This window comes from Ancylothrix sp. D3o (assembly GCF_025370775.1).
In the GTDB taxonomy this organism is placed as follows: domain Bacteria; phylum Cyanobacteriota; class Cyanobacteriia; order Cyanobacteriales; family Oscillatoriaceae; genus Ancylothrix.
Window position 1 is genome coordinate 674,604 of record NZ_JAMXEX010000002.1, and the last position, 17,178, is coordinate 691,781.

Below are 17,178 nucleotides of genomic sequence, written 5' to 3' on the forward strand. Positions count from 1 at the left end.
AGAGTAATTTATGACAAAAGGCACTATATTAGTTGTTGAAGATGAGAGAATTATCGCCCTCGATATCAAACAAAGCTTGGTGAATTTGGGCTACTCAGTGCCGGCTATCGTCTTTTCGGGTTTGCAAGCTTTGGAAAAAGTGATTCAGTGTGCACCAGATTTGGTGTTAATGGATATTATGCTGCAAGGCGAAATGGATGGAGTGACAACTGCCGAAAGAATCCGCCGAGTTTATCAAATTCCGGTGGTTTATTTAACCTCTCATACCGATGAAATTACCTTGCAAAGGGCCAAAGAAACGGAACCTTTTGGTTATATTGTTAAACCGTTTGAGGAAAAGGATTTATACACGACAGTTGAGATTGCAATGGCGCGGGGAAAAGCGGAAACGGAAATGCGTAAGGCTTTGGCAAAAGAACGAGAACTCAACGAACTAAAATCCCGTTTTGTTTCGATGGTTTCCCATGAGTTTCGCACTCCAATGGCGACAATTTTGTTTTCGGCAGGCTTACTAGAAAGTTATGGCAGCGAATGGCCTGACAATAAAAAGATCAAGCATTTACAACGCATTCAGACAGCAGTTCAGCACATGACTGAAATGCTCGATTACGTTTTATTTTTAGGTCAAAGCGAGGCCGGCAAGTTGGAATTTCAACCCGCCGCTATGAACTTAGAAAAGTTTTGCAGCGACTTGAGTGAAGAAATGCAGCTTTTGGCGGGAGAAAAACATCAAGTTTCCTTTATTTGTCAGGGAGATTTTTCTTCGACAATTATGGATGAAAGGTTGTTGCGGCATATCTTTACAAATTTGCTTTCTAATGCGATTAAATATTCTCCGCAAGGCGGTAAAGTTCAGTTTAAATTAACCGAAAAAATAGCGAGTTTTACCAGAACGGGAGAGTCTCAGCCAGCAAAAAATGCCGTTTTTAGAATTGAAGATCAAGGCATTGGCATTCCTGAAAAAGATATAAAACACTTGTTTGAATCTTTTCACCGAGCAGCCAATGTTGGCACAATTTCGGGTACCGGCCTGGGGTTAGCTATTGTCAAAAAATCCGTAGATTTACATCAAGGCACAATAGAGATAGAAACGAAGCTCGGAGTGGGGACGACTTTTATTGTCATGCTTCCCACCATCCCCCTCAAAACCTAATCTAGGCTCAAAACTTGCTGCTAGATGGCAAAACCAGAAGTGAAGCGGGAGAAAACATCAAACAGAACCTTATTTTTTTCTAACAAGAAAAAAAATTGCCGCAGAAGTGAAAAAGTCTGTGGGCTTGCAAGACGGTCAAATTGTATGCGAAAGTGAAAGAGACCATCTCTGATCGGGAAAAACCTAACCCTCCAACCCCCCTTAGCTTGAAAGCGAAGGGGCGGGGAAGAAGTTTTTTTCTCCCCCTCCCTTAAAAGCGAAGAAAGAAATCTTTCCGCTCCTCCGCTGATAAGAGAGGGGGATAGCTTAAAACTCTTCCAGGTTAAAAAGGAAGATTGAGCGACCACTTTTAGGGTTGATAAAATCAAAAAAGCTTCTTGCTTGGGGCTGTGAGAAATTGATCAAAAATTTTCGTATATTTGCCGAACAATATAAATTATTACAACGCCCTTAAGATTATGGCAAAAATTTTAGTAATAGAAGATGAACTGTCTATCCGCGAAAATATTTTAGAACTGCTGGATATGAGAGAGTTTGACGTCATAGGTGCTGAAAACGGTTCAGTGGGCTTGAAAATGGCAATGGAACAATCGCCCGATTTAATTATTTGTGATGTGACGATGCCAGAAATGGATGGCTATAGTGTTCTCAAAGCCTTGCGAGAAAATCCTTCTACCGCAAATATTCCCTTTATTTTTTTAACAGCAAGAGCAGACAGGCTCGATATGCGGGCCGGTATGGAATTAGGAGCCGATGATTATCTTGTCAAACCTTGCCTGCCGGCGGAACTGCTCAAGGCCATTACAATTCGCCTAGAAAAACAGCAGCGCCAGCAACAATATTATCTTAACAACATCAAACAACCAAAAGTTATTGCCGAGCCGATTGATTGCGATCCTTTAACAGAATTGCCCACGCGAGTATCACTGGAAAATTTGTTTCAACGATTTATCCAAAAAGTTTATGGAACTTATTCACCGGTTTTTTTGCCGCCAAATTCCTCTCAAAAAGTCCCGATTTTTTGCTTGGGTTTAGAGCGATTTAATCGCATTAATGATAGCTTGGGATACGAAATGGGTGATTTTTTGCTAAAGTCTTTCGCCTTGCGATTGTCTGAAAGCGTCGGGGATAGCGGCATTGTGGCCCGCTTAAATGGTGATCAGTTTGCGGTCATTTTATCCCCCGTCAAAAACAAAGAAACTGCGGCTCAAAAAGCACAAATCATCCAAAACCACTTAAGCCTTCCTTTTCAAGTTCACAACACCCAAGTTTTTATTACGGCTAGTATTGGAATAGCCTTCTATCCCGACAACGGACAAGACATTGATAAACTGCTGCAATTAGCAAAAAAAGCTATGAATTATGCAAGGCGGCAAGGAGGCAACCGCTGCGAAATTTATAGCCCAACTTTTGCCAGCGATACAGATGATTGGTTAGCCTTAGAAACCGATTTGCGCTATGCAATTGACCGTGAGGAATTGCGCCTACATTATCAACCGCAAGTTAGCTTACAAACCGGTCAAATTGTCGGCTGCGAAGCCTTATTGCGCTGGTATCATCCAGAACGAGGCTTGATTTCACCGGCTAAATTTATCCCCATTGCCGAACAAACCGGCATCATAGAAGTGATTGGAGAATGGGTACTAAAAACCGCTTGCCGACAACTTAAACAATGGCATGAAAATAACTTTAAATTTTTGCGCGTTGGTGTCAATTTATCAGGCCGGCAATTTACCCAACCCAACCTCTGCGAACGCATTGCGGCTATTTTAGAAGAAAGCGGCATCCATCCAAAGTATCTCGATTTAGAATTAACTGAAAGCAGCTTAGTCCAAAATGCAGAACTGGCAACTCGCCGCTTACAAGCCATAAAATCAATTGGAGTGAAAATTTCGATAGATGATTTTGGCACCGGCTATTCTTCGCTGAGCTACTTGCAAAAATTCCCCTTTGATATTTTGAAAATTGACCAGTGCTTTATCAACAATATCAGCGACAATCCCAAAAACACAGCCATTACCACTGCCCTGATTTTAATGGCTCACCAAATGAACTTAAAAGTCATTGCCGAAGGTGTCGAAACCCCCGGACAATTGGATTTTTTGTGCCGTCATAATTGTGATGAAATGCAAGGCTACCTTTTCGGTAAGCCGGTCAGCGCCTCGGAGTTTCAACAACTGTTGAGCGCCAATAAATGCTTGCAACTTCCCTAAAAATAGGATAACTTAAATTTCAACCCCTCCAACAAAAATCACACCCCAGAAACATGGCTAAAATTTTAGTAATAGAAGACGAAAGAATCATTCGGGAAAACATCTTAGAACTGCTCGAAACAGAAGACTTTGAAGTATTTGGGGCAGAAAATGGTAAAGTCGGCATTGCCTTGGCTATCGAAAATAAACCCGATTTAATTGTCTGTGATGTAATGATGCCAGAAATAGACGGTTATGGCGTCCTTAAAGCCTTGCGAGAACAACCTTCAACTGCCACCATTCCTTTTATTTTCCTCACCGCCTTAGCCGATAAATCAGATACCCGTAGAGGCATGGAACTGGGAGCAGATGACTATCTTACCAAACCTTGTACCCCCAACCAATTGCTGGCTGCGATTAGCACCCGCCTCGAAAAACAAGCAGTTTTTCAGCGACAACAAGCCCAAAAACTTAACGATTTACGCAGTAATATCATCCAAGCCCTCCCCCACGAATTGCGAACCCCGCTCAATGGCATTCTCGGTTTTGCAGATTTGCTCTTGCAAGAATACGAATCTCTCGAACCTTCAGAAGTGCGGGAAATGTTAGTAGAAATTCGCCGCTCTGGAAAACGTCTTTATCGGCTTGTCCAAAATTATCTTTTATACGCAGAACTTGAACTGATAGCCAGCGATGAGAAACGTATTCAGGCGTTGCGAAATTCGCAGCCCACAGAATGCCAAGCATTGATTAGCGACACGGCTTTGAAAGTAGCAAAAGAAGCAGAAAGAGAAAGGGATTTGCACTTAGATATTGCGGAAGCCGAGGTGCAAATTCCTCCCACGCGATTGCAAAAAATAATTGAAGAATTGGTGGATAATGCTTTTAAATTTTCTAAACCAAGTACAGCCGTAACTCTAACCGGCACCCTCCAAGACAATAAATATATTCTTGTCATAGCGGATCGCGGACGGGGGATGAATTCTGCCCAAATTTCTGAAATAGGGGCTTATATGCAATTTGAACGTAAACTTTATGAACAACAAGGCTCTGGTTTGGGGCTGGTAATTAGTAAACGTTTGGTGGAGTTACACAACGGAGAGTTAAACATTGAAAGTATTGCCGGTGAACAAACAACCCTCAGCCTCATTCTTCCGGGTGGCTGTTTGGTTGAGTAATGTTTTTTGATGTTATACATCACTGATGGCCTTGACTAAATTGCTTTAGAAAAGTTAGCTTCTGCCGGTACTTTCTACAAAAAATCAAAATTTATTTTTTTTGTCGGCAGAAAAATTAAATTGTAATTGAGGCCGGTTTGAGAGGATTTGAGATGAGTTGCGATGCGCTCTCATAGATATCTAATCCCTGAAACCATAAAATTGAAAGCAGTCATAAATTCTCCCAGCTTTGCTTTTAATTAAATCAGCCCACTACCCTTTGCACTCATTATGCTCACCAAACACTTATCTTTAAATTTGCCTTCTTTGCAAGATGCCATTGACCGGCACCCCCTCACTGTTACCTCAGACACAACTGTACAAAAAGTGCTGGAATTAATGACCCAGCACCGCGTTAATTGTCAAATTTATCTTGACCAAGAAGATGATGAAGAAAACACCGATCCCCATAGTTATTCATCCTGCGTTTTAGTCTTAGAAAATTCCGAAATCAAAGGCATTTTTACATCGAGAGATTTGGTAAAACTAACAGCAAAAAGCTCTTCTTTTGCCCAAATTACGGTAGGGGAAGTGATGAAAACGCCGGTGCTTTTGCTTGAAAACACCGGCCAAGAAAACATTTTTACAGCCCTGTCTTTTTTTCGCCAGCACTCGATCCGCGAGGCGCCGGTGATTGATAGCAATGGCAATTTGCTAGGGGTCGCAACAGCAGAAACATTACGAGTTTCTTTGCAAGCCCATAATTTAATGCGCTTGCAGCGGGTGAGGGAAGTTATGGCAAGCCCGGTTATCAGTAGACCGCCAACGGTAACAGTCCAAGAAATTGGCGAAGTGATGGCAAATCATTCTATTAGTTGTGTGGTAATTACCAATGAAAATACTCCGGCATTTTATGAATCAAAAAAATTGATTCCAATTGGAATTATTACCGAAGGAGATATTTTACAACTGCAAACCCTGCAAGTTGATTTAGCCACTATTTATGCCGGTGATGTGATGAGTGGGCCGGTGTTTTCTTTACAGCCCGATGATACGCTTTTGCAAGCGAAACAACAAATGCAAAAGCGACGAATTAAGCATTTAATCATCACCGGCAACGATGGCGAACTTGTGGGGATTGTCACCCCAACCAGTTTGCTGCGCGGCCTTGATGCCGTGCAAATTTGCAATGTGATTGAAACTCTACAAGGACAAGTTGATGCTCTACAGAGCGAAAATCTGAGACTGCTAGAAAGTCGCAATCAAGAATTAGAAACCGAGGTGCAGAATCGCACCGAACAACTGCAACACCAAACCGAAAAACAGCAGCTTTTAACTTCAATGGCAAGTCGGATTCGGGCCTCTATTCACTTGCGAGAAATTATAGATACAACTGTGAGCGAAGTCCGGCAATTATTAGAGTGTGAGCGGGTATTGGTTTATCAGACTTATGGCCTTCCTCAAAGCAAAATTGTTGCCGAATCTGTGGCAGACGGTTGGGAACCAAGTGTGAATATCGAAGTTTCTGATCTCTGTATAAATCCCCTAACCGGCTTGGAGTATTTGCCCCAAACTAAACGAGTAATTTCAGATATTCAAAACGCTAATTTAAGCCCTTGTTATCTTAAATTACTTGAACGGTTGCAGGTGAAAGCTTATTTAGTTGTGCCGATTTTTATAGAAGAAGAAAAGCAGCAGCCTCGTTTTTGGGGGTTGTTGATTGCTCATCAATGCCGTTCAACTCGCCGGTGGGAAACATCGGAATTGCAATTATTAGAGGAGTTGGAACTGCATATTTCAATTGCCATTCAGCAAGCGGAATTATTTAATCGTGTCCAAACAGAACTCACCCGTCGCCAGAGAGCAGAAGCACAAGTAGAAGAAACCCAAAAATTGCTGGATTTGTTTTATCAATCCGGTAGTCTTGGCATTTGTATTACGGATGAACAAGGCTATTTTATCCAAGTAAATCCGGCGTTTTGTAATATTTCAGGCTACAGCGAAAAAGAATTACAAGGACAAACTTTTGTTAAAATTTTACCGCCAGAAAATCGCCCGTCTGCCTTGGATTTATACCACAATTTTTTAGAAGATCAAACACCAATAGATACCGAGTGGCAGTTGCGTCGAGCGGATGGCAAAGTGGTTGATATTTACTTAAACGCCAGCCCGGTTGTAGAGGAAAATGGGCGAAAGGTTACGGTGACAAGCGTTGCCGATATTAGCCAACGTAAACAGGCAGAACAAGCGCTAAAAATCAGTGAAGAACGCTATCGCGCTTTGGTGGATCTTTCGCCGGATGGCATTTTTATTTCTCAAAAAGGCATTTTCCGCTTCGTGAATATGGCAGTGGTAAAAATGTTGGGTTATCGCAGTGCAAAAGACTTGATCGGCAAGCCGGTTTTACAAGTCATCCACCCGGATTTTCATGCGATAGTAAAAGAGAGAATTCGCTTACAAGAACAAGAAGGAATAAGTACAGATTGGTTGGATGAAAAATATATTCGGGCCGATGGTTCAGAAATTCATGTAGAAGCCGGCGCAAAGGTGATTCATTTAGATGGCGAACTCGCTTCTCAGGTGGTATTACGGGATATCACAGTTCGCAAACAAGCTGAGGAAGCGCTGCGAAAAAGTGAGGAACGTTATCGCCAAATGGTTGAGACGGCAATAGAGGGAATTTGGTTAATTGATGAAGATAACAAAACCAGTTTCGTGAATCAGCGAATGGCCGAAATGTTAGGCTATGGCGTTGATGAAATGATGGGAAAATCTTTGTTTGAGTTTATGGATGCGGAGGGATTGGCAATTGCTCATCGAAATATCGAACGCCGCAAAAACAATATTAAAGAACAGCATGATTTTAAATTTATCCGCAAAGATGGGAAATCGGTTTATGCCATTGTTTCTACGAATCCTTTTTTAGATGATGCCGGCCACTATTGCGGCGCTTTGGCAATGATCACAGATATTACAGATAGGAAAATGGCTGAAAATGCTTTAGAAAATCTCAATGAAGAACTGCAAATTCGAGTTTCTAATCGCACGGTGGAATTGGCGGAAGCAATTCAGCAATTACAACAAGAAATACAAGAACACAAACACACCCAACAAGAATTAATTTTGCTTAAAGAACGGTTGGAGTATTTAATTTCAGCGGGATCGGCGATGATTTATAGCTGCAAAACAGAGGGCAGTTATCCGCCTACTTTTATGAGTGAAAATATCAAGGCAATTTTGGGATATACAGCACAGGAATTTTTGGAGAATCCTGACTTTTGGGCAAGTCATATTCACCCAGAAGATGCAGGGCGAGTTTTTAGGGATTTGCCAGCGCTGTTTAAAGAGGGAATCCACGCCCATGAATACCGTTTTATGGCGAAAAATGGGCAGTATCGCTGGCTCAGAGATGATTTACGATTGGTGCGGGATGAACAAGGCAACCCTTTAGAAATTGTGGGATCTATGATTGATATCACCGCTCAAAAGCAAGTAGAAGCTAAGTTACAAAATGCGCTTTTTGAGTTAGAGTTTCAAAATTTTGCCCTGGATCAGTCGGCAATTATTTCGATGACAGATGCCGAAGGTATTATCACTTATGTCAATCAAAAATTCTGTGAAATTTCTGGTTATTCAAAAGACGAATTGATTGGAGAAACTCACGTTCTTATGAATTCGGGCTATCATTCTGAGGAGTTTTATGCCCAAATGTGGGATACCATTAGCCAAGGCAAACTTTGGAAAGGTGAATTTAAAAACAGAGCCAAAAATGGCAGTTTTTATTGGGTGGATACCACGATTTTGCCAGTGTTAGATAGTCAGAAAAAGCCGATACAATATTTGTCAATTCGTCTCGATATCACCGAACGCAAAAAAACCGAAGAAGAGTTACGCAAAAGTGAGGAGCGATTTGCTTTATCGGTGGAGGGGGTGAAAGATGGCATTTGGGATTGGCATATTACTACTAATGAGGTTTATTTTTCACCGCAGTGGAAGACTATGTTAGGCTACACGGATGATGAAATTCCTAATTGTTTTGAGGAGTGGGAACAGCGAGTTCATCCCGACGATAAGGTGAAGATTGCTAAAATTATTAACGATTATTTACAGGGTAATTTGCCGATTTATGAAGTCGAGCACCGTTTGCGTCATAAAGATGGCACTTATCGCTGGATATTGACGCGAGGTGCAGCGTTGCGTTGTTCCACCGGCACACCTTACCGCATGGCAGGTTCTCATACGGATATTACGGAACGCAAACAAGTAGAAGCGGATCTTACTAAACATCAGCAATATTTAACTGGCATTGTGGAAGTGCAGCGGCAATTATTAACAGCGCCGGTAGAGAAAAATTTGTATCAAAAAATTCTCCAAATTTTGGCACCCATTTCTAATGCAAGCCGCGTTTATATTTTTGAAAACCACCGTGATGCCGAAGGGAGGTTATTAACTTCTCAGCGAGCCGAGTGGTGTGCTGCTGATATAGAGCCACAAATTGATAATCCCTTGCTGCAAAATCTTCCTTATGATGAGTTTTTTCCGCGTTGGGTTGAAAATTTAAGCAAGGGCAAGATTATGCAAGGAAATGTAGCAGATTTTCCCCAAGTGGAAAAAGAAGTTTTGGAAATGCAAGGTATTATTTCTATCTTGGTTTTACCTTTGATTGTTCAAGGTGAGTTTTTTGGATTTATTGGCTTTGATAACTGTGTGGAAAAGCGGCAGTGGGATTCTTTGGAAGTGAGTCTTTTAATGTCTGTTGCTTCGGCAATTTCTCTAGCAAAAGAACGTCAGATTACCCAAGAAGCCCTCCAACAACAATTAACTGCTGTGGAGGCTGCAACAAATGGCATTGCGGTTTTAAATCAAAACGGCGATTATATTTATTTGAATAATGCTCATCTTAAACTTTTTGGCTACGATAACCCTGAGCAATTGCTAGGAAAAAGCTGGCGTGAGTTGTATTGTCCGACTGAAGCAGACCGTGTTGAACACGAAGCGTTTTTTCAATTGGCAAAAACCGGCCAGTGGCGCGGAGAAACGACTGGTAAAAAGCGAGATGGATCTTTGTTTTCTCAAGAAGTTTTCCTGACTCTCATTGAAGGGGGCGGATTGATTTGTGTTTGCCAAGATATTACCTATCGTAAAAAAGCCGAAGAAGCATTGCAGCACGCTAAAGATCAGCTTCAGGCGGTTTTGGATGCGGTGCCGGGGTTGGTGTCTTGGATAGATTCGGATCTGCGTTATTTGGGGGCCAACCGGCATCTGGCCGCTATGTTTAATCTACCGCCAGAAACTTTTGTTGGTCAGGAGATAGGTTTTCTTCAACAAAAAACAGAGTTTTGTGATTTTCTGCGTGAATTTTTTGTAAAGTCTAACCAAACGGCCTCGCAAAGTATTACTTTAGATATAGATGGCGAAGCGCGGAGTTACTTGATCATTGCTCAAAAATACCAGCAAGGTCGAGCTTGTGTTTCTGTTGGAATTGATATCACTGAGCGCAAGCAGGCTGAAGAGCAACTCAAAGCTTCTCTACGCGATAAGGAGGTGTTACTCAAAGAAATTCATCACCGCGTTAAAAATAATTTGCAGGTGATTTCTAGTTTGCTGAAATTGCAGTCTCGCTATACGCAAGATCGCACAACTCTCGATATGCTCAGGGAAAGTCAAAATCGTGTCAAGTCAATGGCTTTGATTCACGAAAAATTGTATCAGTCAACCAATTTGGCAAGCATCGATTTTGCGGAGTATTTGGGTAATTTAACCAGCAATTTACTTTATTCTTACACGGTGGATGTTAATGCGGTTAAACTTGAAATTAAAGCAGAAAATGCCTCGCTTAATATTGATACAGCAATTCCTTGTGGTTTGCTGATGAATGAGTTGGTTTCTAATGCTTTGAAACACGCTTTTCCCCAAGGCAGGCAAGGCAAAATATGGGTAGAATTTTCTGCGCTTCCAGAGCAAAAGTTTTTACTCACAGTTAAGGATAATGGGGTGGGATTTCCCGAAAGTTTAGATTGGGAAAACTCTGGAACATTGGGATTACGTTTGGTGAATTCTTTGGTTAATCAAATTGACGGAACCGTAGAAATTGACCGAACTGAGGGAACTAAGTTTCAAATTCAGTTTCAAGAATTGATATATAAATCGAGGAACTAACTGTATGGAAAATGCCAAAAATATCCTCATTGTCGAAGATGAATTAATTGTGGCTGAAGATATTGCCGATACCTTAAGAAGTTTAGGCTATGGGGTGGTTGGTATTGTCTCCACCGGCGAAAAAGCCCTTCAAAAAATTAGCCAAACTTCTCCGAGTCTGGTATTGATGGATATTATGTTAAAAGGCGATATGGATGGCATAGAAACCACTGAAAAACTCCGCCAACAATCGGATGTGCCGGTGGTTTATTTAACCGCTAATGCCGATGACAAAACGGTGCAACGAGCAACTGCAACAGAACCCTATGGCTATTTGGTTAAACCCATCGAAGAAAAGGAATTAAAACGAACAATTGAAATTGCCCTCCGCCGCTATCAAGCCGAACAGAAAATTAAACAGCAAGCCAAAGAAGCCGAAGAAGAAAGACATCGCAAAAACCGATATCTTTCGATGGCTTCCCACGAATTTCGCACGCCTTTAACCACGATTTTAATGTCGTCTCAACTTTTGCAACAGTATGAACAAAAACTCACCCCAGAGAAAAAACAAAGGCATTTTGAGCGAATTCAAAACGCTATCACGAGTATGAATACCATGTTGGAAGATATTTTAACCCTGGGGCGCGCTGAGTCGGGCAAAATTTCTTTTTCTCCAGGGGCGATAAATGTTGTTGAATTTTGTCAAGAGTTGTTGGAAGCAATCACCCAAAGCACAGGAAGAAATCATAGCTTGAACTTGGAAATTTCCGGGGAATTTTCAGGGGCTATAATGGATGAAAAACTCCTCTACCATATTTTAACAAATTTGCTGGGCAATGCGGTTAAATATTCCCCAGAAAAAACAAAGATTATTCTGGAAGTTGTGCGATGTGAAAATGAGGTTAGTTTTTGCGTCCAAGATCAGGGAATTGGTATTCCTCCAGAAGATGTCCTAAAGCTTTTTGAGGCGTTTCATCGTGCCCAAAATGTCGGAGAGATTGCCGGCACAGGATTAGGATTAGCGATTGTTAAACGTTCGGTTGATTTACACAAAGGTGTTATTGAAGTGACAAGCAAGGTGGGAGTGGGAACCCGGTTTACAGTCAAGTTACCTTTCCAGAGTCCGCTTTCGTAATTTGGTTTTAAAAAAGTCAGGGTGCTGATACAATTTAGTTATAAAATTAATAATTTGGCAAGTAAGAAATGTCTTTTAAATTTAATCTCAGTCATATCCGCCGGCAGCAGTTGACTCCTTATTTATTTTTATTACCGGCACTTTTTATGCTGACTTTAACCGTGTTTTTGCCGGCCCTTAACGCTTTTTATTTAAGCTTTACCCAGTTTGAATATGATTTAACCCAAGCCCCAAAATGGGTAGGTTTAGCAAATTTACAGCGTTTATTCCAAGATGAATTATTCTGGAAAACCTTAACAAATACCTTGATTTATTTGCTGGGAGTTGTACCCATTTTAGTGATTTTACCCTTGGGGTTGGCAATTTTAGTCAATCAAAAGTTACGCGGTATAAGCTGGTTTCGTGCTGCATATTATACGCCGGTTGTTATTTCAATGGTAGTGGCCGGTATTGCCTGGCGATGGCTTTATGCAGAAAACGGTTTACTCAATCAACTATTACAAATGCTCGGCTTAGTGGCAAAAGGAGAGGGAATTCCTTGGCTAACCAGTCCTAAATTTGCAATTTTTAGCGTCATGGCTGTTACCATCTGGAAAGGCTTAGGATATTATATGGTCATTTATTTGGCCGGCCTGCAATCAATCCCCGCAGAATTGTATGAAGCAGCAGCATTAGACGGTTCCGATGGCTGGCAAAAACACTGGGATATTACCTTACCTTTAATGAAGCCTTATTTGTTTTTAGTTGCCGTCATTTCGGCAATTTCTGCCATGAAAGTTTTTGAAGAAGTGTATATTATGACTCAAGGCGGGCCGCGTAACAGTTCTAAAACCATCGTCTATTATTTGTATGAAAAAGGATTCCGAGAATTAGACATGAGTTATGCTTGCGCCATCGGATTAGTCTTATTTTTGCTAATTTTAGGATTGTCGATTTTGAACCTCAAATTATCAGAAAATCGGTCGTAAATCACCGAAAATCCCTACAGCAAAATTCCCTAAAATAATCAAAGCTAAAAAGACCGGGGGCGTAGAACGGCGCACCCCCAAAAACCCATCAAACCATGCGGTTAAAAATAGTCCAAACTTCGCCATCAGAACGGACATAAGGAACAGAAATACTTTTAAACCCCGTAATAAAAGGTTTATAATACACCTGCCAATAATAAGGGCTAATCTCATCCGCAATTGCTTTTAAAGCTTGCAATTCTGACGCCAATTCTTCAGCAAGCTCATTGATCCGCTGTGCGTGAACGACCGCTTCTTCTCTGCTTTCTTCAAGCTGTTGCTGGATCAATTTTCGTGATAATTCCATCCCTATATAGCCCTCAGCGCGATTTTCGTTGATGTAAGATAGTAACCGGGTTTTTAAAAGAAACCGGGTTGCTTGCGTTTAATTATACCTACCTACTTAGTTTATCCTCAAAGCTGCCCCTTTCCCGAATTCTGGAGATTAGTTTTGCTAAGAAATAGAATTAAGTTTTTGCGCGGCTGCATTAAGCTGTTGCGTACCAATTTTTACTTGCGTAATACTTTCAGCCGTTTGCGCCGCCACTTGATTAAGCGCATTCATCGCATCCACCACCTGCTGCACAGCGATAGCCTGTTGTTTTGCAGAAAGCGAAATTTGTTGCGTATTCACCCAAATGTCATTAATTGCCTCACTCATTAAACGAAAAGCTTCCGCCGTTTCCTTGCCAATTTTTGCGCCTTCTTCCACCGTTTTTGTCCCCGCATCCGTCACCATCACCGTTGAATTAATTGCCATTTGAATATCCGCCACTAAAGCATTAATTCTCTCGGTTGATTTTTGACTTTGATCCGCAAGTTTACGAATTTCCGCAGCCACCACCGCAAAGCCTTTTCCATGCTCTCCGGCTCGCACCGCTTCGACTGCTGCATTCAGTGCTAACATATTAGTTTGATTGGCTAAATCTCCCACCAAAGCGGCAATATTTCCAATTTGGGAAGTTTGCTGACTCAAGCGGACAATTTGCTGAGCAATTGCTTCAACTTTATCTTTTAAAACCGACATTCTCTCCAATGTTTCCCCTACCGTTTTCGTTCCCCCTTCGGCTAAATTTAAAGCCATTCTTGCCCCACTTGCCACATTTTCTGCTTGGGTTGCTGTCGCTTTTGATGATGCCCAAAGTTCATCAATTGTCGTGGTAGTTTGATGCACCGATGCAGCTTGCTGGTTTGCCATCCTTTCTTGTTCTTCCATTGTAACAGCAATTTGACCAGAAGAAGCAGTAATTTCGGTGGCAACTTCAGTAACCCTTTGTTTGGCAGCAAGCACGATTAAATAAACCGCAATTAAAAAAATCAATACTTCTGTAACCGTTGCTACCCCCAGCCACAAAATTAACGAATTCAAAGACGCATCAACCTGCCTTGTATTTGCTTGTACTAAATTTCGCTGCGGCTCTGGAACATTGGGCATTTCTAAAATTTTTTGCTGGACGATTTTAACTTGTTTAAAATCTTCGGCTACTTTCAAACTATTAAAGTAAGTTAGTCCAACGGTTCCCAAGAAGCCAGCCACCGGCAACAGCGAGAATAGCCAAATATAGACACTTAGTTTTCGATTAGCAACCATCAGGGCTTTTTCCTCTTCTTTATATCCCATTTACTTGTCTTATACCATTTTAGAGCCAAGCGTTTTAGATTTGAAAACATAACTCTAAACGAAACGTTCTAAAATAGAAGAAATTTAATTTTTGTCTAAAATCTTATGGCTTCTTCAAAACGTAAGTCCAGCGAGCCTTTTGTCTATCGGGAGTTTGGCAACAGCACTAACCCAGATGCCTTTGAAAGAGGCGTCTCGGAACAGCCACCGGCCCAGCATAACCTAAAAATACAAGCTTCTCGCAAAGGACGTGGTGGCAAAACTGTTACCGTCATCAGCGGTTTTCAACTCAAGCCAGAAACCCTTGAAACGCTGCTCAAACAGTTAAAAACCCAATGTGGTGCCGGTGGTACTGTTAAAGACAATACCCTCGAAATTCAAGGCGACCACAAACAAAAACTACTTGAACTTTTAACTCAATTAGGCTACAAAGCTAAAATCAGCGGCGGCTAATTTCATTAAACATGGTTTCGCACCCTCAAGTTTTCTAAGGACAGGAATTTAAGGTTTTTATCCCTACAGCTTTTCTTGTCGCAAGGGAAGTTCAATAATAACCTTTGTTCCTTTTCCAAATTCGGAAATACATTTTAATTCACCCCCATGTTTTTCTACCACAATTTGATAGCTTACCCATAACCCCAAACCTCGACCACTTCCCACCGGCTTTGTTGTAAAAAACGGATCAAACAAATGCCGGTAAACCTGCTCACTCATGCCAATGCCATTATCAGTAATTTCCATGATTATTCGCCCTTTTTCCAAACAAGTCATAATTTTTATCTCTGGCTGATTTATGCGGTTATTATGAGCGATTTCAATGGCATCAATGGCATTGCTGAGAATGTTCATAAACACTTGATTGAGCGAACCGGCATGGCATTCAATCTTTGGCAAATTTCCATACTCTTTGACAATTTTAATTTCTGGTCGCTGCTGAGTAGAGGCTAGTCGGTGCTGCAAAATTAACAGCGCACTTTCCAGGCCGGTGTGAATATCCACCTGTTTAACCTCTGCTTCATCCAGCCGCGAAAAATTTCTTAAATTTAAAACAATTTGCCTAATTCTTTCCGAACCTTGCAGCATTGATTGCAAAAGCTTTGGCAAATCTTCCAGCAAAAAATCAACGTCAAATTCTTCGCTTTTTTCTTGAATCTCAGGCATCGCATTCGGGTAATATTGCTGGTAAAGACTCACCAAATGTACCAAATCTTTTACATATTCGCCGGTGTGAACCAAATTTCCATAAATAAAGTTAATCGGATTATTAATTTCATGGGCAATTCCGGCCACCAACTGCCCCAAACTCGACATTTTTTCGGAATGAATTAATTTTGCTTGAGTGTCTTGTAAGTCGTGGAGAGTTTTTTTCAACTGCATTGTTTGATTTCGCAATTGAGCCTCAGATTTTTCTAAAGCTTCCAATGCCTGTTTTTTATCAGTAATATCCCGAAAAACAGCCACCCCGCCTTTGATATTTCCCGTTTCATCTTTCAAAGGTCTTGCATTCACACTAATACAAACTTTTTCTGACTGATTAGGCGGCTGAATATAAACTTCGGCCCCATCCACCGGCCTTCCTTGAATCGCTAAAGTTAGCGGCAATTCTTCCCAAGGATAAGGCGTCATTCCATCCGGCAAATAACAATTAAATTTTTCTGACCAATTCTGCGGATTTACTTTAGCAAAACTTTGTCCCAAAAGTTGCTGGGCCGCCGGATTAAAAAACAAAAATTGACCCGTTTCATCCGCCACCAGTACCCCTTCTGCAAGGCTATCTAAAATTGATTGTAATATCTGCGTTTGCTTGCGTAAAGCTGTTTCTGATTCTGCTAATTCTGCGGTTTTTTCTTTCAGCTTCATTTCCGCTTCCACGCGAGCAGTTATATCATTTTGTACGCCAATAAAATTTGTTAAATTACCTTCACTATCTCGCACCGGCGAAATAGTTAACTCATTCCAAAAGTAACTTCCATTCTTACGGTAATTCTTTAAAACAACTTTGCACTCACGTTCCTCGCGCAACGCTTGGCGAATTTCTTCCACCGCCGCCGGATCGGTATCTGGCCCTTGCAAAAACTTACAGTTCTTCCCAATCGTATCCTCAAGCGTGTAACCTGTCATCCTTACAAAGGCATCGTTACAATAAATTAATGGTCGGTTAGGTTTTTTTGCGTCTGCAATTACAATACCGGTACTGGTAGCTGCAAGTGCACGATCATACAGCCACAGCATATCTTGACCTGGAGAGGTTTCGAGAATCTCAGAAATTGTTTTTAGCATAACCGACTCGCCTGTGAACGTGGAACAAAAGATAAGCAGATCGTTTTACAGAAATGCGCCCTTCCTTTAAACATTAATCACATAATAAATATTGTAACAGTAAATAATTCAAAATACTTATCAATCGGTCTCTTTCCCCAGCCTGGTTTTCCGGGCCGGCGTCTTTAAAGCTACATTTTCCCTGATCCCTCTCCTAGTCGCATTTTTCCTCACTCTCCTCTTTTATTTCTCCACTGCGAGAAAATAAAACCAGCCTTTTCAAGGATAAGACAATAATTTATAGCACCCCATAAGAAAGCATTAAAGGGACAGATAAAGCCTTAGATCGGCAAGATTTTTACAAAGTCCAAAAAATCTCAGTATAACCCTCGTGAGTCGCAACTAGAGCAAAGAGTGAGGAGCTATATAATAAGCTTCCTAATACCAAAAACTTGTATATAACGGTGCTTGATTAACGTTTTTGTTTTTTGCTAATCGCAATAATTTTGCTACCCG

10 protein-coding genes are annotated in these 17,178 nt (G+C 41.2%); 7 read left to right on the forward strand and 3 right to left on the reverse strand.

The window, feature by feature from the left end; genetic code table 11:
- Positions 1-10: 10 nt before the first annotated feature.
- From NG798_RS07145 to NG798_RS07170, 6 genes are all read left to right on the forward strand, one after another.
- On the forward strand, positions 11-1,153 hold the full coding sequence (locus NG798_RS07145; RefSeq protein ID WP_261221433.1) for an ATP-binding protein: 1,143 nt from the start codon (positions 11-13) through the stop codon (positions 1,151-1,153).
- A 458-nt stretch (positions 1,154-1,611) separates the two neighbouring features.
- A complete protein-coding gene (locus tag NG798_RS07150) occupies positions 1,612-3,366 on the forward strand; it encodes an EAL domain-containing response regulator (RefSeq protein ID WP_261221435.1) in 1,755 nt (584 codons plus the stop codon).
- Positions 3,367-3,419: 53 nt separating this feature from the next.
- Complete coding sequence (locus NG798_RS07155; protein WP_261221438.1) at positions 3,420-4,523, forward strand: response regulator; 1,104 nt, start codon at positions 3,420-3,422, stop codon at positions 4,521-4,523.
- A 270-nt stretch (positions 4,524-4,793) separates the two neighbouring features.
- Entirely contained in the window at positions 4,794-10,661 is a 5,868-nt protein-coding gene (locus tag NG798_RS07160) for a PAS domain S-box protein (protein WP_261221439.1), read from the forward strand.
- Between the two features lie 4 nt (positions 10,662-10,665).
- On the forward strand, positions 10,666-11,775 hold the full coding sequence (locus NG798_RS07165) for an ATP-binding protein (RefSeq protein WP_261221441.1): 1,110 nt from the start codon (positions 10,666-10,668) through the stop codon (positions 11,773-11,775).
- A gap of 68 nt (positions 11,776-11,843) precedes the next feature.
- On the forward strand, positions 11,844-12,743 hold the full coding sequence (locus tag NG798_RS07170) for a carbohydrate ABC transporter permease (RefSeq protein ID WP_261221443.1): 900 nt from the start codon (positions 11,844-11,846) through the stop codon (positions 12,741-12,743).
- An 88-nt stretch (positions 12,744-12,831) separates the two neighbouring features.
- Here the strand turns inward: NG798_RS07170 and NG798_RS07175 are convergent, their stop codons facing one another.
- Together NG798_RS07175 and NG798_RS07180 are read right to left on the reverse strand one after the other, a co-directional pair.
- Positions 12,832-13,089 carry a hypothetical protein gene (locus NG798_RS07175; protein WP_261221445.1) on the reverse strand — a complete coding sequence of 86 codons (258 nt, stop codon included), beginning with the start codon at positions 13,087-13,089 and terminating at the stop codon, positions 12,832-12,834.
- Between the two features lie 147 nt (positions 13,090-13,236).
- A complete protein-coding gene (locus tag NG798_RS07180) occupies positions 13,237-14,403 on the reverse strand; it encodes a methyl-accepting chemotaxis protein (protein ID WP_261221446.1) in 1,167 nt (388 codons plus the stop codon).
- A gap of 105 nt (positions 14,404-14,508) precedes the next feature.
- Between NG798_RS07180 and NG798_RS07185 the strand changes: the two genes are divergently transcribed.
- Positions 14,509-14,856, forward strand: coding sequence for a translation initiation factor (locus NG798_RS07185; protein WP_261221448.1), 348 nt, complete (start codon positions 14,509-14,511; stop codon positions 14,854-14,856).
- A gap of 63 nt (positions 14,857-14,919) precedes the next feature.
- On the opposite strand, the gene NG798_RS07190 is transcribed toward NG798_RS07185, so the two are convergent.
- Positions 14,920-16,683, reverse strand: a complete 1,764-nt coding sequence (locus tag NG798_RS07190) for a PAS domain-containing protein (RefSeq protein WP_261221450.1) — start codon at positions 16,681-16,683, stop codon at positions 14,920-14,922.
- Positions 16,684-17,178 lie beyond the last annotated feature (495 nt).

Coding starts and splice junctions, on each gene's coding strand:
- NG798_RS07175 (WP_261221445.1), bottom strand. CDS start 13,089: ATGGAATTATCACGAAAATTGATCCAGCAACAGCTTGAAGAAAGCAGA.
- NG798_RS07160 (WP_261221439.1), top strand. CDS start 4,794: ATGCTCACCAAACACTTATCTTTAAATTTGCCTTCTTTGCAAGATGCC.
- NG798_RS07155 (WP_261221438.1), top strand. CDS start 3,420: ATGGCTAAAATTTTAGTAATAGAAGACGAAAGAATCATTCGGGAAAAC.
- NG798_RS07150 (WP_261221435.1), top strand. CDS start 1,612: ATGGCAAAAATTTTAGTAATAGAAGATGAACTGTCTATCCGCGAAAAT.
- NG798_RS07190 (WP_261221450.1), bottom strand. CDS start 16,683: ATGCTAAAAACAATTTCTGAGATTCTCGAAACCTCTCCAGGTCAAGAT.
- NG798_RS07180 (WP_261221446.1), bottom strand. CDS start 14,403: ATGGGATATAAAGAAGAGGAAAAAGCCCTGATGGTTGCTAATCGAAAA.
- NG798_RS07145 (WP_261221433.1), top strand. CDS start 11: ATGACAAAAGGCACTATATTAGTTGTTGAAGATGAGAGAATTATCGCC.
- NG798_RS07165 (WP_261221441.1), top strand. CDS start 10,666: ATGGAAAATGCCAAAAATATCCTCATTGTCGAAGATGAATTAATTGTG.
- NG798_RS07185 (WP_261221448.1), top strand. CDS start 14,509: ATGGCTTCTTCAAAACGTAAGTCCAGCGAGCCTTTTGTCTATCGGGAG.
- NG798_RS07170 (WP_261221443.1), top strand. CDS start 11,844: ATGTCTTTTAAATTTAATCTCAGTCATATCCGCCGGCAGCAGTTGACT.